The sequence below is a fragment of the Allocatelliglobosispora scoriae genome, from assembly GCF_014204945.1.
GTDB classification, from domain to species: Bacteria; Actinomycetota; Actinomycetes; order Mycobacteriales; family Micromonosporaceae; genus Allocatelliglobosispora; species Allocatelliglobosispora scoriae.
In genome coordinates this window covers 855084-880350 of the sequence record NZ_JACHMN010000002.1, presented here as the reverse complement: position 1 = coordinate 880350, position 25267 = coordinate 855084, and the positions used below count along the sequence as shown (strand labels likewise).

Here is a 25267-nt window from a genome sequence, read left to right as displayed (position 1 = left end):
GGGGCTCACGCGGACACGAGTGATGCTGCGGCGTGGCGGGTCTGCTCGCAGGTGGGGGTGAAGTGGAGAGGGCATGGGCTGATGGTGGGTGGGACGGTGGCGGCGACGTGGGCGTAGCCGGCGCCGAGGATGGCGCTCATCAGCAGGAGGTGGTGTTTGTCGATCGCGGTGAAGGTGTTGGGCTGGTCGGAGTCGACGACGAGCATGCCGTAGCTGGTGGTGCCGCCGCGGACGGGAACAGCGAGGAATGACCGGTAGCTGCGGCCTTTGCTGTCCTGGAAGTGGGCGGGGGGTGCGGTGTGCAGGTCGTTGACGATGAGCGGGTGTTCGCCTTTGGCGATTCTGATGGCTTCGTGGTCGTGGAGGCTGCGCTGGTCGTGGAAGTCAGGGCGGGGTGTGTCGGCGCGTCCGGCGGTGCGGCGGCGTTCGAGGTGGTCGCCGTGGAGTTCGTACAGGGTGGCGCGTACGTCGGCGGTGGAGGGCTGGGGGAGCCAGCACTGGGTGTGGGCGTGGTCGACGACGAGGCTGATGAGGACCTCGAGGGCGGTGTGCCGTTGGGCGGTGTCGGGTGCGGCGGTGACGGTGTTGAGGGCGGTGACGACGGGTTCGGCGAGCCGGCTGAGAGTCGTGGCGAGCCTGGTGCGGGATTCCGCGGCTGCGTCCGCTGCTCGGGCGGCGGTGTCGGCTGCTTTGGTGGCCTTGCGGTCGCGCCACACGGAGAAGGTGACGGCGGCGGTGGTTGCTGTGGCGGCGCCGATGCCCCAGAGGATCTGGGCTGTGCCGTGGCTGGCGGCTGCGCCGGCTGAGCAGGTCGCGGCTGCTGCGGGCAGGAAGACCATGAGCGCGTAGTGCGGGGTGGTGACCGGAGCCGTGGGCGGTGTGCTGTCGGGGGTGGGGAGGTGCACGGTGGGATTCCTTCGTCTGATTGGGCTGCTCCGCGCTCGGTTCGCGGAGGGGGTGCCGGATTTTCGGGCATGGTGATGGCACCCGTGTCGGCTGCTGCCGGGCGGGAAATAGCGCGTGGGGTCAGCCGACCTTGTTGATCGTGCGGTGCTCGAGATAGAGGACGTAGGCGGTGACGCTGCCGGCGGGCAGGCGGAGGTCGTCGTCGGCGACGAGGGTGATCTGCTCGCGGCTGAGCAGGGAGCCGTTGTCCCGGTCGAAGACGAGGACCTGCCGGAGGGTGTGGTCGTCGGTGTCGAGGCTGACGGCGAGGCCTCGGCGGCCGCCGCGGTCGGTGACGATGCCGCGGTAGATGAGCCCGCCGGCCTTGGCGAGTGCGAGCAGGACCGCAGCCCGCTGGGTGGGGTTCAGGACGTGGTAGCGGCACATGTCGGCGAGTGTCCGCAGGACCGACATCGGTGGCAGCGGGCTCGGTTTCTGCTCCTTGGCGGCGACCTGGGCGAGGAGCCGGTCGGCGTCGTCTGCAGGTGTCTGGTCGAGGACGAGGGAGATCTCGTTGACGCCGAGCTGGTCCATCGCGCGCGGCGCCTCGGACTGCGGCGGCAGGTCCCCGGTCCACTCCGCCCGGACGGTGTCGGGCTGCTGCGGTGGGAGGGTGGTGAGCAGCCGGCTGCGGGTGGTGGGGGACCACCAGAGCTGTTCGTCCTGGGCCATCACGTGCTTGTCGGCGCCTGGCCGGTGCCGGTCGGACTCCAGGCTCCAGATCTGGGAGCGGGTGAAGCTGTACGCGCCCACCGCGGTCGGTTCCTGCCGGCGGGAGACCGCCTCGGCGAGGTCTGTGAGTGAGCGGTACGCGGACTCGGTGCTGGCGGCATCGAAATCGATCGTGCCCGGAATCGCCGGCGGACTGGCGCTGGCGGGACTGGCGAAGAAGGCGACCCCGCCGGTGAGGGTGGTGACGGCGAGCCCGCATGCGATCGCCCGGCGCCTGAGCTTCGAACGCCGTGAGGGCGTCGGAGGCTGCGGTGTCGCGGTACAGGGCTTGGCGGCCTGCGCCTTCGCCATGATGGCCGCCGGGTTGATGTGCGACGGCCAGACGATGGCCTCGTCTGGCGGGCGGTGAGCGGTCATGACCGCTTCCACGAGACGTTCGGTGTCGTTCGGCGTTGCCTCATTCATTGTTGTCTCCGTGGGTGGCAGCTGTCGACGGGATCAGGTGCGTCATGCCGCTGGCTTCCAAGGCGTCCCGGAAGCGGCTACGGGCTCGCGTCTGGCGAGCGCGTACGGCAGCGTCGCTGATGCCGTAGAGCTGTGCGAGCTGTCCGATGGACAGGTCCGCCCAGTAGGTGAGGATGAGCAGTTCTCGGTCCGGTATCGACAGCTCGCGCAGCACCGGCCAGATCTCGGAGTACTCAGGCCCGGGACTGGTGTCTTCGAGGGTCGTGCCGTCGAGGTTGACGAGCTCGTTGTTGTCTGACGGACTCTCTTTGGTGTGCGAGCTGCGGCGGCTGAGGTTGCGGACGTGGTTGCGGGCGGTGTTGCGCAGCCAGTTCCCCGGGTCCTTCTCTTCGCAGCGGATGCTTTCCCGCTTTTCCCAGGCCGACGCGAACGTGAGCTGTGCGAGGTCGGCTGCTTCTGACCTGAAGCTGCCCGTCCGACCCCGGTATAGGTATATGTGCACGAGGTGCAGGCAGTATCTGTAAAGAGACTGGTTGTGGTCTTTCCAGAGCTGGTCGAACCACTGCGCATCTGTCGTGCACTCGCCGGACAAATTCTTGCTCCTGACACGGAATGACCTCTGATCGCCTGCTGTGCTTCGGTGAGACATCCACCCTCGCCCTTACGGATAGCAGTTGTGCCTACGGGGCTTCGATGTGACAGGCGTCGGCCACAGTTTGATCACGGCCCTCCTACCAGGACGATCTCCGTCTTTGCAGCCCAAGGGGTGCAACAGTGATCGATATCTTGACCATGAGGTCGCTCCCCTTGATCGACTAGCCGCGGGCATGAGCGGATTCCGTTACAGCTCACTCACTGACAACTTCATAACGATGTATGGCTATCGATCTCCGGGGTACTTACCTTCAGGTCACCGTTACTAAGAGCGCCGACATGCCTACCCAAGGTCAATGCGGGCAGATAGCGACCACTTCACGCCCGCCGGCGCCTACCCGCTAGGAGGCACCGTGAGCACCACGGCACGCACCTGCCGCCAGATCGCCGCCATCGCCGTCGCGATCATCGCCCTCGCACCGCCCGCCGCTGCCCTCGCCGCCGACCCCGGCGGTGTCCCCTCGACGCCGCCCACCGCAGCCACCCGCACCGCGGACCTCAGTGTGCAGGAGCAGATCGACGCCTACCTCGCCACATCCCCAGACGGCGTCCAGATCAACGCCAACGAGCTCAGCTACCGCGACGGCGCAATGATCGTCACCTTCCGCAAGCCCGGCGCTACGACTTCCGCCATGACCGCCGACTGCCCCTACGGCTACTTCTGCCTCTACGAGAGCGTCAACTACGTCTTCCCCCGCGCCATCTTCCGCGACTGCGGCTGGCAGGACCTCTACCCCAAGTGGTATGACCGCGCGAGATCCATCGCCTACAACCTGCCTTACGGATCCGTCGACTTCATCAACCACGGCAAGGCAGACCACGTCGGCGACACCGTGCTGTTCAGCCTCAGCAGCTCAAGGCGTTCCATCTTCGACGTCTCGCCCCACCGCGACGAGATCGACCACGTCCGCCGCAACGGCTGCATCTAGGGTCCCCTGCCGAGTCTGCGGCGGATCTGAAGGACTGTCCGCGCAGACTCGGCCTTGCGAACCGTGCGTCAAGCCGATGGGGGAGCAGGTTGGTGTTCGCTCTCGGGCTTGCTCCGCGGGGCCGAAACGCGCCCCCGAACGCACATCGCTCCTAACTCTGACCTCGGCGAACACGACCGAGGCGCAGGTCAATCTCCGTGGCGGGACACTTCCCTAAACGAAGTTCTTGGAGGTGCTTCAGAATGCGGCGTCGCGCCGCGCACCAGACCTGCTCACCATCGATGAGCTGCTTCCCCTGCGAGGTCCACGGACGGTTGCCGGCTGGGAGACGGTAGATCCGCTTCTGGCACGATGTCGTCACCTGGTGCGATGAGAACGATGTCGAGCTGGAGCCGAGCAAGCCACTTCGCGGCGTTCAGCCCGCAGCTTCGGTCGATCATGTGGCCGTCGTGCCGGAGCCTGCCAGCCGGGCGACGGGTCGGTCTCAGCCAAGTACTGCAATACGAGAAGGCGACTGGCGGGCCGATCGCGTGATGCAACGCTGACGAGATAGCTATGACGACGTACTCCTGGCCTGACCGAGATGCCTTCGATCCCAACCGGCTGGCTCAGGCGTGGCCGATGGTTACCCGCGATCTTCCGATCGGAACCCACGTTCGCGGCGAGGTCGTAGCGCGACAGCCATTCGGAGTCTTCGTCCGCATCAAAGGTGCGCCCGACGCGTTAGGACTCGCCGAGATCACCGCCATGCCACGCGACGCCGTCCTGCCGGAAATTGGGACGACTATGTCCGGAGAGGTGATCTGGCGTGCCGAGCACAACCATCAGATCAAGCTGCGACTTGTGTGCTCCGCCACGGCTGGACAGCACCCGAAATCGACGACCTAGCCGGATCTGGCTAAGGGTTCAGGTCCAACTGGACAGGTGGTGGACCCAGACTGGGCTGTAAAGCGGGGCTGCTGCCCTCAGATGCGACTTAGGGTGTGATGTGTGGGCTTCTCAATCAAGCTTGCTCCAGGCGTGCGTATCAGGGCATCCTCGCGCGGCCTTCGAACGAGCATAGGTCCCCGTGCTGCCCGAGTACACATAGGCGGTGGTCGTACTGGAATCTCAACCGGGGTCGGACCAGTCGGTTTCTACACGTCTGTTGGCGCTCGAAGTACCGGCGGGCGTCGCGGCGCTACTTCGGCGCAGGCCGCGTACCAGCGGCAGCTGGCTGCTCAACAACGGCAGGCCACTCAGGCCGAGAAGGCGGTCCTGGCGCAACAGCTCGCAGACGCGTTCATGCGGATTTTGGCACTGCACCGGGTCGACTTCCCGGCGGCCCAACGCCCACTGGCACCGGAACCGCCTGTGCCCGACCGAGCTTCCATCTACGCCCATTATGAGAAGCAGGCGTTGGCGGGTGTCGGCATATTCAAGCGGACAGAGCGCACAGCGGCGAAGCAAAGGGCAGTCTCGTGGACTGAAATCGAAGTCGCCCGCCATTGGTCAAGTCTCAAGAATCAGCAGGCAGAGTGGCAGCAAACGCTCGACCGGCAGTGGCAGCTTCTTTGCGGTAACGACCCCGACGTGGTCCTTCAGACCCTGGCGGAGGCGTTTGAGGACAACGAGGCCCCATCCGCCGCTGTGGGCGTCGAAGGTGACGAAGTGTCGCTGGTTCTGCTCGTCCCACCGGTATCGGAGGTGATTCCCGAGCAGATGCCGAGCCGCACGGCGGCTGGCAACCTGTCGCTTAAGAAGATCAAACAATCAGACAAAGCCGACTTCTACAAACACTTCGTGTGCGGGCAGATCCTGGTGACTATCCGAGAAGCATTTGCAGTCGCCCCTGGACTGGCATTCGCCCGAGTCGTAGTGCTCCGCAACGATGGCCGCGACGTGTACGGACGCCCCAACATGCCGTGTCTGGTTGCGGCCAGGGTCGCCCGTGCGTCACTGCTCGGCGTGCACTGGAATGACGCCGATGCGGTCGACATCCTCAACGCCATAGCTTTGGAGAAGCTGTTAGCCCAGGCGGGGCGTAGCAAGGAGCTGGCTCCAGTCGACTTGACCGCAGAACCTGATATCACTGCGCTTGTCGGGGCTGTCGACCTAGAGGGCCTGGCCAACGCGTGACGAAGGCCAATCCGCGTCACAGCCTTCTACTCAGCGCCCAGCGGGTTAGCTGCTTCAAGGATGGCGGCCACGAATTGTCATGGCGGGATCCTGGCGACGAAGACCTTGCTGAAGTCGTGGAGAGCGGGGCGCTCGGATTCCCGCACCGCGAATACGATGGCCAGCTCGTCGTCGAGGTACGCGTAGCCTGACACGTTGTCGAGGATTTCGCTCCACTTCGCGAACCAATGCCGCTCTCGGATTTCCGTCTCGTCGGACTCCAACCGTCGGAGGATCTCCTCCGGAGTCAGTCCTGGGAAGGGACATTGCGGAATCTGTCGCTGGTGGCCTACGTACCGTCCCTCGGTCACCACCTGCGCATGGCGGCCCTGCAGGTAGACCCCGCCGTCGACCTCGAAGTACCAGACCGAGCGCCCCCAATTTTCGAGCTCGCTGATGGTCGTGAGGAGCATCGGTGGTGCTATCGGATGCGCGCGGCCCGGATGTGTTCGGTGACGCGGGCCTGTGCGGCGTTGGGATCGCGTGGCTGGCCCAAAGTCTTGGTCTCCGTGGCCTTGGCGTCGCTCGGTAGGTCGTTCCCCTCGTGCTCCGGCATGCCGAAGAAGGCGGCTGGTCCGTCCTGTGAGATCTTGAGACTTCTCCATCCACAGCAGCAGAACGCCGCCACAGCCGACGTTCATTAGCTCCCATCGATCATCAAATCTGCATCAGAGCCCCACGTTTCATACCAGCAAGACCCGTGACCACGGCCGTCATGACGAACAACGGCGATCATTCACCCCATTGCGTTAGGAACTCTTAAGCCGAAAATCCACGCTAGCCACGCGATCTTCAGCCTTCAAGAACGCCGCCAATATGATCACGGTTTCATAACGTTCCTCAGGGGTGTCGGCTGCTCCAGGGCTGATAGTTATCGCCGGTGTTCGGTAACTCATTGTGATCATCGCAGGACCAGAGCCCTGACCTATCGATGATCATGGAATGGGTTGCCGGAATAATACCTGGTAGATGTCTATGTCGCGTGGCCCGATGGGCCACGGGCGTCGTATGGGTGAGGTTAGGGTCTCGATCCGCATCATCATGTTGATCGAGGAGACGATTTGTTCAGCCGAGTTTCGAGGCGCGTCCACACCGCGCGGGGCCGCACTGGTGGTCGCATTGCCGGCGTTCTGGCATCTGTCATGGTCGCGGGGGGAGTAGTTCCACTGCTCGGATTGACTAGCCCGGCCGCGGCAGCCGGGGCGACGCCGTGTAGCACCGAGTCGGTGGGTGAGTCCACGGCGTTGGCTGAGGCTGTGCGGTGTGGAAGCCCGGTTGAGGTGTTGTCGAAGCGTTCGGAGAACACCCTGGTCTTCGCGCAGCCGACTGGTGGGTTGACGGCTGAGATCTCGGCCGTGCCGGTGCGGGTGCACCGTCCGGACGGGTCATGGCAGCCGGTGGACACGACGCTCCAGCGTGCGTCGGACGGTTCGTTAGGGCCTGTGGCGTCGGTGGCGAATGTGCGTTTTTCGGGTGGTGGTGCGACGCCGCTCGCGACGTTCAAGGCGGGCGGCGGAGAGGTTGCGTACTCATGGCCGACGGGTTTGCCCGTCCCCGCCATCGAGGGGGACTCGGCTCAGTACGCGGAGGTCTTCCCCGGTGTTGACCTACGGGTGCGTGCACTGGCAGACGGTTTCCGGTACGTCCTCGTCGTGAAAACCGTCGAGGCGGCAGCCAATCCGGCATTGCGTACGGTCACGTTGAACCTGGCGGCCTCGGGTCTGACTGTTCGGCCGAAGGCGTCGGGCGGGTTCGACGCGGTGGATGGTGCTGGAGTGCCGGCTATCACGGTCGGTGGCGCGGCGATGTGGGACGCGAGCGGCCTGGTGGGGTCTGGGGTGCAGGGTGTCATGGAGGCTCGGTCGGAAAGTGTGCCGGCTGACGTGGACGTTGCTGAGTTGGCGGCGGAGACGCCGGAAGGTTCGGCTACCGCTGAGATCGCGGCGACGGCGACTGCGACAAGTCTTGTGGTGACTCCTGATCAGGCGATGCTGAGCAGTCCGGAGACGGTGTTCCCGGTGATCATCGATCCGGTTGCGACGATCGACACGTCGAACGGCGCCTACTGGGGTTATGTGAACTCGACGAACGCAACACGTGATGACGGGGTTGCCCGGGTGGGCGTCAATACCGACGGTAGCGGCACCTACCGCTCCTTCTGGTTCTTCCCGTCGGGCACGGCGATCGGCGGGCCCGCCACGGTCGTCGCCGCCGAGGTGCGCACGTTGATGACCCACTCGTACGACTGCGACAACACTCCGGTGAATCTGTGGACGGCGGGCGGGTTCCATTCGGGTAAGAACACGTGGGGCACGCCGACGCTGGGCGCCTGGATGGGAGAGCGGTCGGCCCACGCGCACAAGGGAACGGGACAGTGCGCAGATGATCCGCAATCCGATGCAGCGGTCATTTTCGACCAGAATGCGGTTAAGACGTATATTCAGAGCGCTGTCGATGCCGGCTGGAGTGGTTCTGCCTTCGCCCTTTCGACCCGTCAGAGCGATGGCGGCGGAGAGGGCACCGCGTCGTGGTGGAAGAAGTTCGACCCCACGAAGACGCAGCTCTACGTGCAGTGGAATCATGCGCCGGCGACCTCCACGGCGGTGAAGGTGCTGGCCTCAGGGGTGACTGACTGCGCCACGTCGTCTGTGCCCGGGACGAATGCGAAGCGGCCCACGTTCTGCGCCACTCCGCAGGATGTCGACGGCGGGACGAACCGGGTCGAGTTCGAGGTATGGGATTCCGCGCACGCGACTCGCCAGACCTACTCGAACGGTTCGGTGACCAATCGGACGGTCGGATCGGCTGCTTCCTGGGCCCCACCGGTCGATCTCGCCGACGGCGTTCATGCGCTGCGAGTGCAGAGCTGCGACTCCTTTGCCTGCGGCACGACCTGGTCGTCGTGGCTGTCGTTCACCGTGGACACGACGCCGCCACCGGTGCCCGTGATCGCGGCGACCTCCGGCGGGGAGGCGACCTACCAGCCGAAGTCCACCGGCAACTGGCTCGGCGGCGAGAATGTCGCCGGCAACTTCAGTTTCACCTCCTCGTCCGACGCGGCGAGTGTCGAGGTCAGGCTAAACGGGTCCTCGCTGGGCTGGAAGACGGCTTCTGGCGGGGCGTGGACCGGCTCGGTCACTCCGCCGCGAGACGGCCCGAATACGTTGGCCACCCGGTCGAAGGATGCTTTCGGTACCACGAGCGCATGGAGTGCCGACTACGTGTTCCTGGTGGCTCCGGCAGCCAACAAGTCGTGGCGGTGGGAACTGAATGATTCCCTGTCATCGATCGATACCGTCGGCTCGACGGTCACGAGCCCGGGTGTCCAGCTGTTGTCGGGCTTCACGCCCAGTCCGTATGTGACAGGTGCCGGCACGTCGAAGGCGGTCACGTTCAACGGGACCTCGCAGGCGCTGGGCACGACGAATACGGTGGTCAACACGATGGCGTCGTTCACGGTGACGGCCCGGGTGAAGCTGGGCACGATCACGCCTGCCGGGCCGATGATGACGATCGTGTCGCAGGACGGTCCGACGGGTTCGGGGTTCCGGCTGCAGTACCGCACTGATGTGCCGGTCGACGGTGGCACCAGGGCGTGGTGCTTTGTCATGTTCACCGCTGACGGGGCCACCGATACAGCGTCGACGAGGGCGTGCCTGGACGCGCAGCAGACCACCTCGGACTGGGTCAATCTGGCGGGCGTGTATGACGCGGGCAGTCACCAGGTGCAGATGTGGATCGAGGCTGACGGCGAGATGGTGATGTTCGACCCGGCGACCGCATTCACGAACGTGTGGTCCGCCACGGGTGCGCTGGCGATCGGTCGGGCGCGTCAAGGCAGCAGTGACGGGCAGTTTTTCAACGGTTCCATTGACCGGGTCGCCCTGTTCGCGACAGCGCTCAGCGGCTCTGAACTCAACGTTGACAAGGCGACGCCGTGATGGCGGGAAGAGGGCGAAGCATGCTCAATGTGAAGCTGGGTGTCGTCGGCAGGGTGATCGCCGCGACGGCGGCTGCGGTGCTGGTGGCCACGAGTATGGGTGCGGCGCCGGCGAACGCTGCATCACCTGCGGTGCGGGTGATGCTGGCGGCGTCGAAATGGAAGGCTCCCAAGCCGACCGATGTTCCGAGCATCCCGGTGGTGGATCGCAAGCCTGGGGCGAAGCTGTCGGTGGCTGGTGCGCCGAGGGTGACCGGGCCGACGAAGGCGGTGTGGCCGGCGGCGGGCAGTTCCGTCGCTGACCTGTCGGCCGCAGTGCCCGGGGCGTCTGGTCGTAACGTATCGGCGGCTTCGGCCAGCCGCCGCGTTCAGGCCGGTGTCCAGCCGGTGTGGGTGTCGGACGTGTCCCTGGCCGACGAGGTCAAGTCCTCCCGCACGGCTCCTGACGCGGTCGGCAAGGTCGCGGTGCGCATGCACGACCGTGCCGACGCAGCCAAGGCTGGGGTATCGGGTGTGGTTTTGGGTGTGGCCCGTGCCGATGGGGTGCGTTCGTCGGGCACCGTCCACGTGGAGCTCGACTATGCGGCGTTCGCGCAGGCGTACGGTGGGGACTGGGCGACCCGGCTGATGCTGGTCAAGCTTCCCGCTTGCGCTCTGACCACCCCGGAGCTGGCTGGGTGCCGGCTGTCGGACGCACGGCAGGTCAATTCCCGCAACCTCGCGACAGCCCGGACGCTGACCGCAGACGTGACCTTGGCTGGAGACGGGGCGGCGACGCTTCTCGCCGCGACGGCTGGTGCGTCGGGCGACAACGGGGACTATAAGGCGACATCGTTGACCCCGGCGTCGACGTGGAATGTGTCGCAGCAGACCGGTGGGTTCTCGTGGTCGTACCCGCTGCGGATGCCGTCGGCGGTGGGCGGCCCGGCGCCGTCGCTGTCCCTGGCGTACTCGTCGCAGTCGGTCGACGGTCGTACCGGTGGTACAAACACGCAGGGTTCGTGGATCGGTGACGGCTGGGACATGTGGCCCGGTTACATCGAGCGCAGGTACGACACCTGTTCGGAGGACAGGGACCAGGTCGGTGGCAACGACCCGAACAACAAGACGCAGCCGACCGGTGACCAGTGCTGGTACCGCAGCAACGCCACCATGTCGCTCAACGGCCGCTCCACCGAACTCGTCGATGTCGGTGGCGGCAAATGGAAGGGCGTCTCGGACGACGGCTCGCGCATCGAGCTGATCAAAGATGTGTCGATCGGCAACGGCGACGCCGACGGCGAGTACTTCAAGGTCACCACGATCGACGGCATCCAGTACTTTTTCGGCAAGGTCGCCGCGTCGTCGTCGGTGTGGACGACGCCGGTGTACGGCAACCACCCCGGTGAACCCGGGTACGTCTCCGGGGACTTCGCGGCGTCGCGGCAGACCCAGGCGTGGCGGTGGAATCTCGACTACGTCCTGGACCCGCACGGCAACACCATGAACTACACCTACACCAAGGAGGCCGGAGCCTACGGACGTGAAGGCGATCCCGCCAAGCGCACCACGTACGACCGGGGCGGCTACCTGACGAAGATCGAGTACGGGACCCGTACCGACCAGGCGCAAGCCGCAGCCCGGATCGTCTTCAACGTCGCCGACCGGTGCAAGCCCTCTGCGACCTGCTACGACGCCAACAATAAAGCCATCGCCGCGTCGTTCCCGGACACCCCGTTCGACCAGTACTGCTACCCGGGTGACCAGTGCACCGAGCAGGGATCGCCGACGTTCTGGACCCAGAAGCGCCTGGCGTCGATCAACGCCCAGGTATGGGACACCTCTCTGGCTCCCGCCGCCTTCCGGACGGTGGAGAGCTGGGCTCTTCGCCACGACTACCTCGACGCCGGGTCGCTGTCGGGTGAGGGCATCCCCATGTTCCTGTCGGGCATCACGCGCACGGGTTCGGGCATCAAGAACGGCACGAGCGTGTCCGACCCGGAGATCGTGCTCAGTCCCGGCGCGGAGCCGTTCCCGAACCGCATCGACGGCCCCAGCGACGGCCGCACCGCCTTGAACCGGTGGCGGATCACGTCAATCGTCACCGAGTCCGGTGCGCAGATCGGCATCAGCTACCTCGGTGGCGACTGCTCCCGGACCAGCCCTCCCACCGCGGCCACGAACGACAAGCGGTGCATGCCGCAGTACTACGCGCCACCCGGGCAGACCGCGACCCTGGACTGGTTCCACAAGTACGTCGTCTCGCGGGTGGACGTGTACGACAACACCGGCGGGTTCAGCCACGAGCAGACCAACTACGACTACCTCGACACGCCCGCCTGGCACTACGATGACTCGGAGCTCACCCCGGCCAAGAAGCGCACCTGGGGCGAGTTCCGCGGCTACGGCCGTGTCCAGGTCCGCAAGGGCCTCGAAGCCGGGACCCAGTCGGTCACCCAGTACCGGTACTTCCGCGGCATGGACGGAGACAAGGCCGCCCCCTCCGGCGTCAAGGACGTGTGGATCACCGACTCCCTCGCCGGGACCGGCGACACCCACACCAAGTCCATCGAAGACGCCGAAGCGTTGTCCGGCACCCTCCGCGAGGAGATCACCTACAACGGTGTCGTCTCACCCGGCGTGAACGGTCCGGTGATCTCCGGCAGCCTGTCCGAACCCGCAGCGGTCCAGACCGGCACCCCCGCCAACGGCGCCACCATCAAGGCCTACATGGTCTCCACCGCCGCTCAATACGACCGTACCGTCAAATGGGACGGCTCCACCCGTTGGATCGCGACGAAAACCAAGGTCAACGGCGACAACCTGCCCTATGAGGTAGACGATCTCGGCGACGAGAGCACCGCCAACGACAACCTCTGCATACGCACCGAGTATGCCGACGCCAACACCACGGCATGGATGCGCGACAAGGTCTCCCGCGTCGAAACCGTCAAGGTCGACTGCGCCACCACGCCGACCCGGGGCGCCAACGCCGATGGGTCGCCCAAGGACGTCGTCTCCGACGTGCGCACCTACTACGACAACGCCACGCTACCGGTCGGTACCGCTCCCACCCGCGGCCTAGTCGTCAAGACTGACGAGGTCGCGTCCTGGTCCGGCACGACCCCGACCTACATCCCCACGTCGACTGCCGTGTATGACGAGAACGGCCGTCCTACCTCAACGAAGGATGCGCTGGCCAGGGAGACGCTGACAACCTATACCCCGGTCAAGGCGGGGCCGGTGACGTCGAAACTTGTCAAGAATCCGAAGTTGCAGGCGACGACCACGACGATGGATATCGCGTGGGGTGCACCCTCGCAGATCCTCGACCCGAACAATGCCAAGACCGACCTGACGTACGACGGGCTCGGCCGTCTGAGCGGCGTATGGCTGCCCGCCCAGGATAAGGCCGCTGGCAAGGGCGCGACCATGAAGTTCGCCTACGACGTGCGCAATAACGCGCCGACAGCGGTCACCACGCAGAAACTGCTTCCCTACGCGCTGTCCGACAAGTACTCGACGTCGATCACCCTGTTCGACGGGATGCTGCGAGCGCGTCAGGTCCAAGCCGACGCGGTCGGCGGTGGCCGCAACATCACCGACACGGTGTACGACTCGCGCGGCCTGCTCGACTGGTCGTCAGCGGCCTACTACAACGACACCACCGCACCGCAGAAAACCGTCGCGGTGCCGACGGTCACTATCCCCGCCGTCACCCAGAACGTCTACGACGGAGCGGGCCGTAACACCGACGTGATCTTCCTCGCCGTTGGAGTCGAAAAATGGCGGACGAAGACGTCTTACGGTGGTGATCGGGTGACCGTCACGCCGCCGACCGGTGGCACGAAGACCGAAACCCTCACCGACGCCCGCGGCAAGACGGCCCAGTTGCGGCAGTACACCGATTACACCGGGTCGACCTTCGACAAGACCGACTACACGTACACCCCGCACGGCGACCTGGCCACCATCACCGACCCGATGCTCAATCTCTGGAAATACACCTACGACCAGCGTTGGAACAAGATCAAGGACGAGGACCCCGACAAAGGCATCTCGACCATGACCTACTACGACGACGGGGCGCTGAAGACCACCACCGACGCCCGCACGACAACGCTGGGCTTTACCTACGACCTCCTGGGCCGCAAGACTAGCGAACGCGACGGTGGCGTCGCGGGGGCGAAGTTGGCCGAGTGGACGTTCGACACGGTCCTCAACGGCGTCGGCAAACCAGCGAAGTCGATCCGTTACGACACCGCGCTCAACGAGTATGTCTCCGAGGTCACCGCATATGACACGTTCGGGCGGCCCACCGCCACTCAGGTGACCATCCCCGGCAATGAAGGCACCGGCCTGGCCGGCACCTATGCCTTCAGCGCCACCTACAAGAAGGACGGGCAGGTCTCCCAGACCGTCACGCCTGCCGCTGGCGGCCTCGCTGCGGAGACGCTGACCACCTCTTACAGCAACGACCTTGGCCTTCCGGTCGGGTTCTCCTCCACACAGGTCTACGTCAACACCAACACCTACAACCATCTCGGCCAGACAACCCAGCGGATCCTTGGCATGAACAACTCCCGGATCTGGCAGACCTACAGCACCGACGAACCCACCGGGCGGCTCACCAGTACCTCCGTCGTACCGGAATTGAGCAACGAGGTCTTCAACCTCGGCTACACCTACGACAACACCGGCAACCTCACCAAAGTCGCCGACACGCCCAACGGCGGCCAAGCCACCGACCACCAATGCTACAAATACGACTACCTACGGCGGCTCGAAGAAGCCTGGACCCAGATCACCGGCGACTGCGACGCCACCCGGTCCGACGCCCTCCTGGGCACCACCGCGCCGTACTGGTGGTCGTACCGATACGACAAGTCAGGCAGCCGTACCACCGCCACCGACAATGTCGGCACGGACAAGGTCTACACCTACACCCAGCCGGCTCCCGCAGGAGCGGCCGGCACAAGGCCCCACACCACATCGCAGGTCGTGGTCACCGGAGGTCTGACCCGAACCGACACCTACGTCTACGACGAGACCGGGAACATGAAGACCCGCACCATCGGCGGCGTACAGAAGAGCCTGACCTGGGATAAGGAAGGCCACCTCGCCACCACTGGCACAGACGGCTACAAATACGACGCTGATGGCAACCGCCTCCTGCGCAGTGATTCCGCCGGCACCACCCTCTACCTGCCCGGCGGCCTAGAGTTGCGCCGCCTCACCGGCCAGACAACGGCCACCGGAACCCACTACTACACCTTTGGCGGCGCCGCGATCGCCGTAAGGACACCGACGAAGCTCTCGTGGACCTGCGTCGACCACCACAACACCGGTGAGGCGACCATCGATGCCTCGACGCTGACGGTCACGCGTCGCCGGACCGATCCCTTCGGCAGTGTTCGCGGCACTCCGCCCGGGTCGTGGGCCGGCGACAAGGGGTTCGTCAACGGAACCCTCGACCCCACGGGCCTCACTCACCTCGGCGCCCGTGTTTACGATCCGGCACTGGGCTCCTTCATCAGCCGCGATCCGATTCTCGACATCAGCGACGTCCAGCAGATACATGGCTACTCCTACAGCACCAACAACCCCGCCACACTCTCGGACCCCACTGGTCTCCACACCAAGGACGTCAACGACGGCTACTGCGACAGCACATGTCAGGCCAACATAGAAAAGTTCAATAAGTCCGAGGCGAACCGCAAGAATGCGGAGAAGGAAAAGAAGAATTGCGACGCCAGTCTCTGGTGCCGAACGAAGAACGCGGCCAAGGCTGCGGGGAACTGGATCTCGGACACCAAGAATCTGGCCGTCGTGCTGTCGGTGGTCAGTCTGGCAGTGTCGTTCTGCCCCCTACCAGCTTGCACCGCGGTCAGCGCGCTGGCTGGGTACGCTTCTGCCGGCTTGTATTACCTTGCGGGTGACAAGAATGCGGCTGCCTTGCAGGCTGCGGCGACGACTGTCGGCCTGATCCCCGGGGCCGCAGCCTTCGCAGCGATCGAACGGGGTGCGATGTTGGGAACGACACAGGTCACGCTCATCGCAACCACAAAGGTGGCCCCGCTGAGCGTGACAGCCGCGAAGGCTGCCGCGGTTGTTGCCGACGCCGGTCCGACATTGGCAGCCGCAGCGAGGTTCGAAAAGGTCCAGAGGGCGGCAGGCTGGGTCCAAGGCGGGCTGACGTCCTATGCGATCGGCTCCGCCTACTGCGGGATCAACCCGGTTTCATCGTGCTCGTAGATTTACCTTTCATGCTCGTCCGCTGACGACGTCAGCGGAGATCTCCGGTACCAGGCGGTTCAAGGTGCGCCTGGTACCGGAGCGAGTATGCGAGACTGCTGTCCACCTGCTGGAAGGGAAGCCTTGATGACATCGTCGAACATCTCGGGCGGGCCGGGTCCGGGGCCACGTGTGCGTGTCTGGTCCCGCTGGCAAGGTGTGTCTGGCGCGGTGGCGATGGTCCTCATGATGATTCTCGGGATATCGGTCGCCCTCGCCAGTGTGGACACGGCAGCGACCGCTGCCGCGAAGGTGGCGGTCGGCCTGGTCGGGATCCTTCTCAGCGTCGTGGTGTTCGGTCTGTTGGCACTGCGGTGCGCGCGGATGGGTGTCTACGGCGACCGTCCGCGGGGACTTCTCATCCGCGGTCTGGTGCGGACCAGGATCATCCCATGGCACTCGGTGATCGGGGCGGAGGTCTACACGGGGCACAGCGGGCGGGGCGGCACCTACTACGGAACGAGGATCGTGTTCCAGGATGCGGAGCACCATCAGCGCCCGCTGCACGTGTGGTGGCTGGCGTCGACCAAGGAGACAGCCGCTCAACAGTGGGTCGATCGAGTCAACGCTGTGATAGCTCAGAGCAGATCCACGTACGCCTCGCCCTGATACGTCGATGCGCCCGAAGGCACACGGAGCGTCGTTCATGCCCGCCGACCGCGCTCCCGCCCGTTCCCGAACGTGTCTGGGCGATCCCGACCTGTGCATCGATCCCGATCGGGAGCGGCTGGATGTTTGCCCTGGTCAACGCACACTCAATAGGGACGAGTGATCAGGCAAATTTGGCAAATAGAATCAAAAGGTGCCCCCGGCAGGATACATCCCTAAACTGCTCCCGATCGGGACGCCTGGCCATAGCGGCTGAACTGCTGATTTACACTTGATCAGCGAGATCAAACATGGCCCAGAAAGGGCGTACGGCGTGCCAGGGCCAACCTCCGCTGCTCCCCGCGCGCGCCTCCCACCGATCCCAGGCGCCCACGGCGATCTTGGGCGCTACGTCTGCTTATGCCGAGGTGAGTGCCTTCGAAATACCGTGCCCAGAGGCGGATCTCAGACACTAGCGCGGATTACGGTGGAGACCGCCGGCGTGCCAGATGGAGACACGAACAGACATGAGTTACGAGACGATCCGCGACGCGTTTGTCGTTGCAGGCTACGAGTTCGTACCACAGGAGCCGCCCATGTCGGATGCCCGAAGGGGGTGGCGTCCGGATGTCGTCGCCTGGGCTGCTGACATCAACGGCACGCTCGTCCCATGGGCGGCGGTAGAAATGAAGAAGGCGAGCGCCCCAGCTCGTCCCGAGGTAGGACTTGCGGCGTTGGCGCGGTCTCGCGACCTTCTCGGCACCACCGACCACTACGTCGTGGTCGACGGCACGGACTGGTACCGGGCTGATCCTGGCATCCAGCGACTCGTCCGGGTCGACGGCCCGGAGCCGCCACCGTATGGCGGTCATGGCGAGATCGCCGACGTCGACTTTGCGGTGACGCTGCTCAGCGATGAGCTGTGGAAAGCGGCCGACCGCAACCGAGGCAGGGCACCGATTCGCGGTGGACATCCAGTCAACCCTGAGGACTTCCTCAAGTTGGCTGGCTTCCGTACTCACACCGGCACGTGGGTTCCGATCCGGAAGGAGACCCTCTGGCAGGCACGCCGCCGAGCCCTCGTCGACTTCGAGCGCCGGGGGCGGGAGGGCGAGCTCTTCACCAGCCACAAGACGGTCGCCCGAGCGGTTGCCGAGCTAGCTGGCGCCAAACTCACCGACGATTTGCTCGATCCGTTCTGCGGAGCCGGCTCGTTTCTCTGGGACTCCATAGAGCACGCCGAGCGGCACGGCACGGGACTGAGCACCGTCCGGGGGTACGACCTCAACCAAAGGACGGCCGACGTGGCACGGTCCATCGCTGACGTCGCGCCGATTCCGGTCGAGATCATAGCCGCTGACGCCCTGCAAACGGATGTTGCGCGGTCGGCCTGTGTCGTCTCCGCGCCGCCGTTCGGTCTCAAGTTCTCCGACCACCACGAGTTGCTGGACGGCTCGAAGACCCGAGACGGAGATCTCGTCGTATTGGACCGCATACTCCGTCTGCTGAAGGCCGGTGGGCGAGCGGTGTTACACCTTCCGCTGAACGTCGCATTCCGCGCCAATGCTGAGCCCTATCGACGTTACATCGCGACGAACTTCCGGGTCGCGGCCATCCTCGGCCTTCCGGTAGGTGCCGTTCCGGGCGCCAGCGTTCGGACCGTGCTGTTGGTGATCGACGTATCCCAGGCTGGTGACACCTTTGTGGCGCAACTGGGTGAGGACTGGGAGACACAGCTCGCCCCAGACGGCGCAGCGCTTGAAGCAGCGCTGAAGCACATCGACGGGGAGAAGCTGTGATCGCGTCAACGGTGACGTCGCTGCGCGACGCCCGCACTTGGGACCCCGTCGCCCTGACCGCGGCGGCGCTCAGCTGGCCTGGCCGCGACACTCCGTTGGTGCGACTCCGTGACGTGACCTCGACACTACTGGCGGAGAGTTGGGTTGAGCGGGACGTACCGGTCATCACCCCGGCGAGCCTCGACCCGATCAGCGGCGGGATACGTAAACGCAGCCTGAAATACCGGGGCGCCGCCTATCAGGTCAGGGACTCCGGCACGGGTCTGCGGCCGGGCGATGTGCTGGTGCCGATGTTGCCGGATCTCCCGTTGTTGCTGGTAGGGCCCGAGCACGTTGGCTCCCTCGTCTCATCCTCCTTCCTCGCCTTACGAGCAGCGGATGAACAGCTCGGGCCGTGGATCTGGGCGGTGCTCACCAGCCGGTCCGGTCGCATGTTCCGCACTCATATTGCGACGGGCGTCGCCAGCCGGGCCACCGCCAAATCGGCGCTGCTCGACTTGGAGATCCCGCTGCCACCGCTCGCCGAAATGGCGCGGCTCCGACACCGGTTGGACGGCGTCGAGCTGACGACCCGGCACGAGGAGGAGGAGGCCCGCGAAACCTGGTGGCGCATCGCTGACCTATCCAGCGGCGATTGGCAGATCGCGCTCGTCAGCCCGGACCCGCACGCGCTGAACGCCGGCGTCCCACTTGGCGAACTATGCAGGGAGATCGCCCGGGGATATAGCATGCAGCCGTTGGAGTACCACGTCGAACCCGGACCGGAACTTCTGCCGGTGACAGATATAGCCGTGCTCGGTGGCAGGCCGACCCGCCGGTGGACTCCGGTTGAACCGAGAACAGTGGTGGCCGAACCCGGTGACATCTTCGTCGCCGCGGTGGGCAACCGTCCGCACGCCGTGCTGGCCACCACGACGAGCGCTGTCGACCGGAACCTCTTCGTACTGCGCCTGCGGGAACGGTCCGCCGGACCGGCTCTAGTGCGTTACCTCAACGGCCAGACCGGATACGGGCTGCGGCAGGTCCTTTTGACCGGGGCCTACATCCCGAATATGCGCAAGGATATGCTGGCACGCCTGCCTGTGCCGCCCGAGGCCCTCGAGCACACCAGCAGCAGTGAACCGCAGGTGTCACTCGATGTCCGGCTGGAGCACGCGCTGTGGGACTGACCTGCGAACTATCACCCCTGGTCTTCGCCGTGCTCTACCGCATGCTCTCCCGGGATTCAGCTCGTTCGGATCTGCTCATGGAGCGGCTAGGCGAAATCGGCCGAGATCTCTCATGGCTAAAGGACGCGGCTGATCGGTACGAGAAGACGTGGCAGCGTGACCGCGTGTCCGCGACCGGGCCGGAGGACTTCGTCGCACTCGACAATGCCCACGCACTTCTCGCGAGCTGGGTGCTCGCATCAATGCGGGACAGCGGACCGAGTTACGACTTCGGCGTCGATCTTCGCACTCAGGTGACCGAGCGCGTCTTCGCGGAGGTTCCGCAGACCCCGTCCGAGCTATTAGCCATGTGGAAGCCGGTCGTGGTCGGCTGGACTCTCGGCACGGTCATGGGCAACATCGACCAGAACCTTCCTGTCGCGCCAGCGATGCTTCCTCAGGACCCCAATGTCCGGACCGCCTACGAAGGGCTCGTCGAACACGTACTCCATCTCTCGACGGTCACGCCACCGTGGCCGGAGATAATGGGGACTTCTACGTTCTGGCGGGGAACCGGCCTGGCCGAAGGCATGCAGCCCGAGGCGCCGAACGGCAGCGCCGCCATCACCCAACTCGTCGTCGCGGTGCGACGAGGCCTACCCGAACACTTGGGCAAGCAGATCGGCCAACACTTCACGCAGTTCGCGGAACGCCGAAACACGCTATCGCACGTTGCCGATATGCCGGGCCGGCCTCGATTCATCGACGTCAAGGAGCACGCCCGCGAATGGGAACAGATCCGGCTCACAATCATGGGAATCACGCAGTTCCTGTGTTCTCAGATCGCCGTCGACCTGACGGAGTCGGCGTCGCGGGCGGTTCGCGAGGAAACCTGGGACGAGCTGATCTGGCAACTCGCGATGTGACGGCCTCAGGCCTTCAAGCAGTAGTGGGTCTGCGCTCACGGATTCATGTGAGCAGCGACAATCGTGGGTTAATAGCCCCGCCGCGCGGCTGCGTGCTTGGCGATGGCTCGAGCCGCCAACAAGTGCTTACTCTCATGCCGCTGTTAGCTCGCTGAGAGATCAACCGCTCTTCGCATCGAAAGCCCATCGTAAGTAGGATTTATCCGTGATCGACGATGACCTGACTCATTGGGTACGGGCATGGGCCCAGCTCTACCCGGCCGGGCACGACCAGATCCTGAAGCCGGTCTCTGGGGCGAGGGAACTCGATCGCGCGGCTGCTCTTACAGTTGTCGCCTGGAAGTTCGACGCCATGGCGCACCGCCGGACCAACGCCCTGAGGGGACTCGCGCGGGAGTCTGACCAAGCCATCCTGGATATCACTGCCGCAGCGCGAGGCTGCCTGGATGACGGGGCGGCGATGCGTGTGATACGTACACTTCAGGGCGTTGGGCCAGCCCTCGGCAGCGCGATGCTAATGACAATGGTTCCACTACGGTGGACCGTCCTCGACGAACGCGCTGTGGCGTCGATCAACGCGATTGGTTACACCGACGTACCCCCGGACTCGCAAGATCGGCGTACATGGCTTCCCTATCTGCGAGCGTGTCGCGACGTGTCTGATCGGACCGGCGAATCACTTCGACGAGTCGATCAAGCGCTATATGGAGCCAAAGGCAACCGTCACCTGCCACCCGTTTGATCCAGAACCCCGCTGTACGTTTTGCCGTCGATCGTGTGTCGACAGGTCGTGCTGAATTAACTTTCGGCGTTCGGGTCCCATGCCGCGAAGCGTGCGCCGACGGGCTGGTCGTCATCCGAGAGATCCCTTCATCGTCAACGAGAGCAATGGCGCAGGTTGGCGACCTCGGTCGGGCCATCCTCGACGCCCGAAACGCGTACCCAACCGCACGACCCTATGGCTGCTGAGCTGCTTAAACACGGTCGAGGTGCAGGTCGATCTCCATGGCGGGATACATCCCAAAACTGCTCCCCCTCTGGACGGGTGACGGTGACCGTTGACCTGCCCGTGATGGGCCGGGCTGGATCAGATGATGCATGCCTTGCAACCGCCCAAGCTGCCGACAACGTCCCATGACGGTTCCGTATCGGTCGTTAGGGCTTCGATGACGGACGGGGTGCCAGCGGCGTTGGTGCAGCCTGGGTGCTGCTCTGCGAAGTGGCGCAGGCGGTCCAGCACCGGGGGCGAACTCAGCCATGCGGTCACGAGGCCTACGGGGTTGTCGGGGTACCAGTACCAGTGCGGTTGTCTGCCGCTCGCGATCTCGTTGCTCCAGTGGGCGGCCAGGCGGACGAAGCCGGCATCCGCGGCGGGACCGCTCATCTCGTCGATCTGGGCGAGCCAGGGCCCGACGTCGTCGTGGAGTTGTGCCAGTGGGCCGAGTAGTTCGATGACGTCGGCGGGTTGCCTGGTCACGAAGGAGGCGGCGAGCAGTGCGGAGTACGCCTCGACGAGCGCGTTCTGCTGCGCCTGCGGCCAATCGTGAAAGCAGGCCTGCGGTGCACTGGGGCCCCGCAGCGCCCACGGGATGATCATCAACTCCGGTTGCTCGGCGGCCATGTGCAGGATCCGCGGTGCGAGGCCGCGCCACATCAGCCCGTACTGTTCGGCGGTCCAGTGCTCGGGGACTTCGGCGGCGAACTGGCGGACCAGGTCGTCGGGTACCGCCGCCAGGTCGCCGCCGAGGAGCTCGAGATCGCGGGGCGAGTAGCAGTAGGCGCAGCCGTCCACGGCGCCGACGAGTGGCACATCGACGAAGGCATGATCGGCTGTGTCCAGCGCCGTGCGCAGTCGCTGGGTGTGTTCGAGGAGGTCGGGCCGGTCATGCATGCGGCGGATCCTACGCGGCCGGTCCAGGAAGATCATCTCGATATCTGCTGGCAGGTAGAGGTGTGCCAGCGAGTTTTGCTTCCACAGAGTCGACCACCTGCGCGTCTGAGGCGACGAGCATCAGCGTGCGCTGGTTCGATCGATAGCCGGATCCGGGCGCCAGCATCGCGGCCGCTACGCTGTGTGAGCGGCCCGCCGGGCACCGCTGCCACAGCGTTGATGCCCCCACCCGCACGTGATGACACGTGCCCAGGTGGGAGACGAAATCAGTGGCGCTTGTGCGCAATTCTGCTGCGGTATTGCTGGAGGACGCCCGCGCAGGCAGGCTCGTCGCCGTGCTCGCAGAGCAGGCGCGATTCGCGCTCAACAGCGGTGTCGGCGCCCCGGAGATCCGGTCCTGGGACCGTAGTCTGCCGGCCTTCCTCGCCGACATGGCCGATGCCGGGCTGGGTGATGTCGAGGTCCTGCTGGAGCACCAGCTGCCCTACAGCCCGAAGCGAGCCGATCTGATCCTCTGCGGCGCCCACCCGCGTACCGGGGCGCCTTCGTTCGTCATGGTCGAGCTCAAGCAGTGGAGCCACGCCGAGCCCGTCGACGAGGACCTGGTCCAGATCGACCGCTACACCCAGCCGGTGCTGCACCCGGCAGAGCAGGTGCGCCGGTACTGCCAGCAGCTCGTGGACTTCACTCCGGTGCTGGCCGAGCAGCCCGACGCGGTGCACGGCCTCGCCTACCTGCACAACGCCCGCGACGCCGGCGTGTGGAACATCCGCCAGTACCGCACCGACGACTGGGGCAGCCTCTACACCCTCGACAGCAAGGCGGCCTTGGTCGACAGGCTGCGTGCCCGTCTCGACCCCGCGGCCGGCCGGGGCCCGGCCCGCGCCGCGGCCGAGACGCTGCTCAACGCGGAGCTCGCCCCGTCGCGCAAGCTGCTCGCGGTCGCCGCCGGCGAGCTGCGCGAGCGCCAGCAGTTCGTCCTGCTCGACGAGCAGCAGGTGGCGTTCGCCACCGTCAGGGCGGCTGTCGAGCGCTCCCGCACGGCCCGGCAGCAGACCGTCGTCATCGTCGTGGGCGGCCCGGGTTCGGGCAAGAGCGTGATCGCGTTGAGCCTGCTGGGCGAGCTCAGCCGCCGGGGCCTGCGGGTGCTGCACGCGACCGGGTCCAGCGCCTTCACCAACACCATGCGCAAGGTCGCCGGCACCCGCAACACCGCGGTGCAGAAGATGTTCGTCTACTTCAACAACTTCATCGGCGCCAAGCCGCGCTCGCTGGACGTGCTGCTGTGCGACGAGGCGCACCGGTTGCGCGAGACCAGTGTCAACAGGTTCACGCCCAAGGACCGGCGGGCTGCGGCCCGCCAGCAGGTCGACGAGCTGATCGACGTCGCGCAGGTGCCGGTGTTCCTGCTCGACGACAAGCAGATCGTGCGTCCGGGGGAGATGGGCTCGGAGGTCGCGATCCGGCATGCGGCGCAGGCGCTGGGGTGCAAGGTGGAGACCGTGCGCCTGCAGGGGCAGTACCGTTCCGGTGGCTCGGACGCCTACGACGCCTGGTCGGTCCGCCTGCTGGGTCTGCACCCGGATCCGCCCGAGCCCTGGTCTGTGTCGGCTTCCGGTGACGATGGGCGTTTCCTCGTCCGGTCCGCTGCTTCTCCGGTCGAGCTCGAGTCGTGGCTGCTGCACCAGCAGTCCGGCCACGACGGAACCACCGCGCGTATCGCGGCGGGGTACTGCTGGCCTTGGAGCGACCCGGTGCTGCGCGAGGGTCGCAAGGTCCTCGTCGCCGACGTGGTCATCGGCGACTGGGCCCGGCCGTGGAACGTCAAACCGGAGGAGAAGGTTCCCGACGCGCCGGCTTCGTACTTCTGGGCGACCGACACGCGGGGGTTCGGGCAGGTCGGCTGCATCTACACCGCGCAGGGCTTCGAGTACGACTGGGCCGGTGTCATCTTCGGCCCTGACTTCGTGCGCCGCGGTGACGCCTGGGTGGCGCAGCTGTCGCATTGCAAGGATCCTGCGGTGAGGCGCGCCGACGGCGGCTCCTTCACCGAGCTGATCCGCAACACCTACCGGGTGCTGCTCACGCGCGGCATGCGCGGCGTGGTCGTGTACTCCACCGACCCGGAGACCCAGGCGTTCCTGGAGCAGATGACCCGCTGACGCCGGGTTGCCGCAAGGATGTGCCGGGCCGGTACGGACGCGTCGGTGGCGCTTCGCCCGGGCGGTTGACGCGATCGAAGGATGTGCAATACACCGTGGTCGGCGGTCACCTCAGCCCGACTCCGAGCCGCCGACGCCACACCGCTGGGAGCGACTGAGGACAAGCCGTCACCGATGCGGGTGTGGCGCCGCGGCGGAGGCGGTACGGCTCTACCAGGAACTGGTCGCCGACCGGGCCCGCGTACTGGGCGCCGATCACGCCGACACCCTGCACTCCCGACGAGGCCTGAGGTCCTACGACCGATGAGACGCTACCTTGCGTCCACCGCTCCTGAGGTGCTCCTGGGATCCCTCGATCTGCGACACCGAATGGCCGAAGCTGTGGCGGTTGCACCAGCGGTCCTGCGGTGCTGCGGCTCCTGTCGCGTCGTCAACGGCATCAGCGGTGGCCGTAAGCGTCAGCCGCCGGAACACGGACGGCGCGTCGTCGCGGCGAGGATGTCCCGCATGGCGAGCCGCTTCGCCCCAGGGCTTCCTGCCGGCGGTAGCGGAACCTGCCGGGCAGGTTCCCAGAACGACATCGGCGGTCGGCGAGCCGCTCGCGCGCGTAACCGCAAGCTGATCGACAACCCCAGTCATCGTTGGGGGGTAGGTGTTGTGAACCGGTCATTGGTAGGTGGGGTGGCATGGCGTGTCCTGCGGTGCGGACACGGCGTGT

The 25267-nt window shown here is 65.6% G+C and carries 15 protein-coding genes; 10 read left to right on the top strand and 5 right to left on the bottom strand.

Features of this window, described 5'->3' with window-relative positions; genetic code table 11:
* Positions 1 to 5: 5 nt before the first annotated feature.
* From F4553_RS09665 to F4553_RS09655, 3 genes are all read right to left on the bottom strand, one after another.
* Positions 6 to 905, bottom strand: coding sequence for a GAF domain-containing protein (locus F4553_RS09665; RefSeq protein WP_184834651.1), 900 nt, complete (start codon positions 903 to 905; stop codon positions 6 to 8).
* Positions 906 to 1026: 121 nt separating this feature from the next.
* Positions 1027 to 2034, bottom strand: a complete 1008-nt coding sequence (locus tag F4553_RS09660; protein ID WP_184834649.1) for a CU044_5270 family protein — start codon at positions 2032 to 2034, stop codon at positions 1027 to 1029.
* A 40-nt stretch (positions 2035 to 2074) separates the two neighbouring features.
* Positions 2075 to 2674, bottom strand: a complete 600-nt coding sequence (locus F4553_RS09655) for an RNA polymerase sigma factor (protein ID WP_184834647.1) — start codon at positions 2672 to 2674, stop codon at positions 2075 to 2077.
* 415 nt (positions 2675 to 3089) lie between these two features.
* Here F4553_RS09655 and F4553_RS09650 point away from each other — a divergent pair, with 415 nt between their 5' ends.
* The 3 genes from F4553_RS09650 to F4553_RS09640 all read left to right on the top strand — a co-directional run bounded on the left by F4553_RS09650 (position 3090) and on the right by F4553_RS09640 (position 5783).
* Positions 3090 to 3665, top strand: coding sequence for a hypothetical protein (locus F4553_RS09650; RefSeq protein WP_184834645.1), 576 nt, complete (start codon positions 3090 to 3092; stop codon positions 3663 to 3665).
* 555 nt (positions 3666 to 4220) lie between these two features.
* Entirely contained in the window at positions 4221 to 4553 is a 333-nt protein-coding gene (locus F4553_RS09645) for an RNA-binding protein (protein WP_246466261.1), read from the top strand.
* Between the two features lie 465 nt (positions 4554 to 5018).
* Positions 5019 to 5783 (top strand): hypothetical protein, encoded by a 765-nt coding sequence (locus F4553_RS09640; RefSeq protein ID WP_184834643.1) that lies wholly within the window; start codon positions 5019 to 5021, stop codon positions 5781 to 5783.
* Between the two features lie 77 nt (positions 5784 to 5860).
* Here the strand turns inward: F4553_RS09640 and F4553_RS09635 are convergent, their stop codons facing one another.
* Positions 5861 to 6235 carry a hypothetical protein gene (locus F4553_RS09635; RefSeq protein ID WP_184834641.1) on the bottom strand — a complete coding sequence of 125 codons (375 nt, stop codon included), beginning with the start codon at positions 6233 to 6235 and terminating at the stop codon, positions 5861 to 5863.
* A gap of 813 nt (positions 6236 to 7048) precedes the next feature.
* On the opposite strand from F4553_RS09635, the gene F4553_RS42330 reads away from it, so the two are divergent.
* From F4553_RS42330 to F4553_RS09605, 6 genes are all read left to right on the top strand, one after another.
* Positions 7049 to 9763: a LamG-like jellyroll fold domain-containing protein gene (locus F4553_RS42330; RefSeq protein WP_184834639.1), complete on the top strand. Its 2715-nt coding sequence runs from the start codon at positions 7049 to 7051 to the stop codon at positions 9761 to 9763.
* Between the two features lie 20 nt (positions 9764 to 9783).
* Positions 9784 to 15996, top strand: a complete 6213-nt coding sequence (locus F4553_RS09625; RefSeq protein WP_184834637.1) for an RHS repeat domain-containing protein — start codon at positions 9784 to 9786, stop codon at positions 15994 to 15996.
* Between the two features lie 228 nt (positions 15997 to 16224).
* Positions 16225 to 16644, top strand: a complete 420-nt coding sequence (locus F4553_RS09620) for a hypothetical protein (RefSeq protein WP_184834635.1) — start codon at positions 16225 to 16227, stop codon at positions 16642 to 16644.
* A gap of 506 nt (positions 16645 to 17150) precedes the next feature.
* The gene (locus tag F4553_RS09615) at positions 17151 to 18422 is read left to right on the top strand and encodes an HsdM family class I SAM-dependent methyltransferase (protein ID WP_184834633.1); all 1272 of its coding nucleotides are present in this window, start codon (positions 17151 to 17153) and stop codon (positions 18420 to 18422) included.
* Positions 18419 to 19591 carry a restriction endonuclease subunit S domain-containing protein gene (locus F4553_RS09610; protein ID WP_184834631.1) on the top strand — a complete coding sequence of 391 codons (1173 nt, stop codon included), beginning with the start codon at positions 18419 to 18421 and terminating at the stop codon, positions 19589 to 19591. Before F4553_RS09615 ends, F4553_RS09610 begins: the two co-directional genes overlap by 4 nt.
* Positions 19582 to 20496, top strand: coding sequence for a hypothetical protein (locus F4553_RS09605; RefSeq protein WP_184834629.1), 915 nt, complete (start codon positions 19582 to 19584; stop codon positions 20494 to 20496). The genes F4553_RS09610 and F4553_RS09605 overlap by 10 nt, the downstream gene beginning before the upstream one ends.
* Before the next feature lie 1087 nt (positions 20497 to 21583).
* On the opposite strand, the gene F4553_RS09600 is transcribed toward F4553_RS09605, so the two are convergent.
* Positions 21584 to 22423, bottom strand: coding sequence for a hypothetical protein (locus F4553_RS09600; protein WP_184834627.1), 840 nt, complete (start codon positions 22421 to 22423; stop codon positions 21584 to 21586).
* 299 nt (positions 22424 to 22722) lie between these two features.
* On the opposite strand from F4553_RS09600, the gene F4553_RS09595 reads away from it, so the two are divergent.
* Entirely contained in the window at positions 22723 to 24549 is a 1827-nt protein-coding gene (locus F4553_RS09595; protein ID WP_312875147.1) for a DNA/RNA helicase domain-containing protein, read from the top strand.
* The last annotated feature ends 718 nt before the right edge of the window (positions 24550 to 25267 follow it).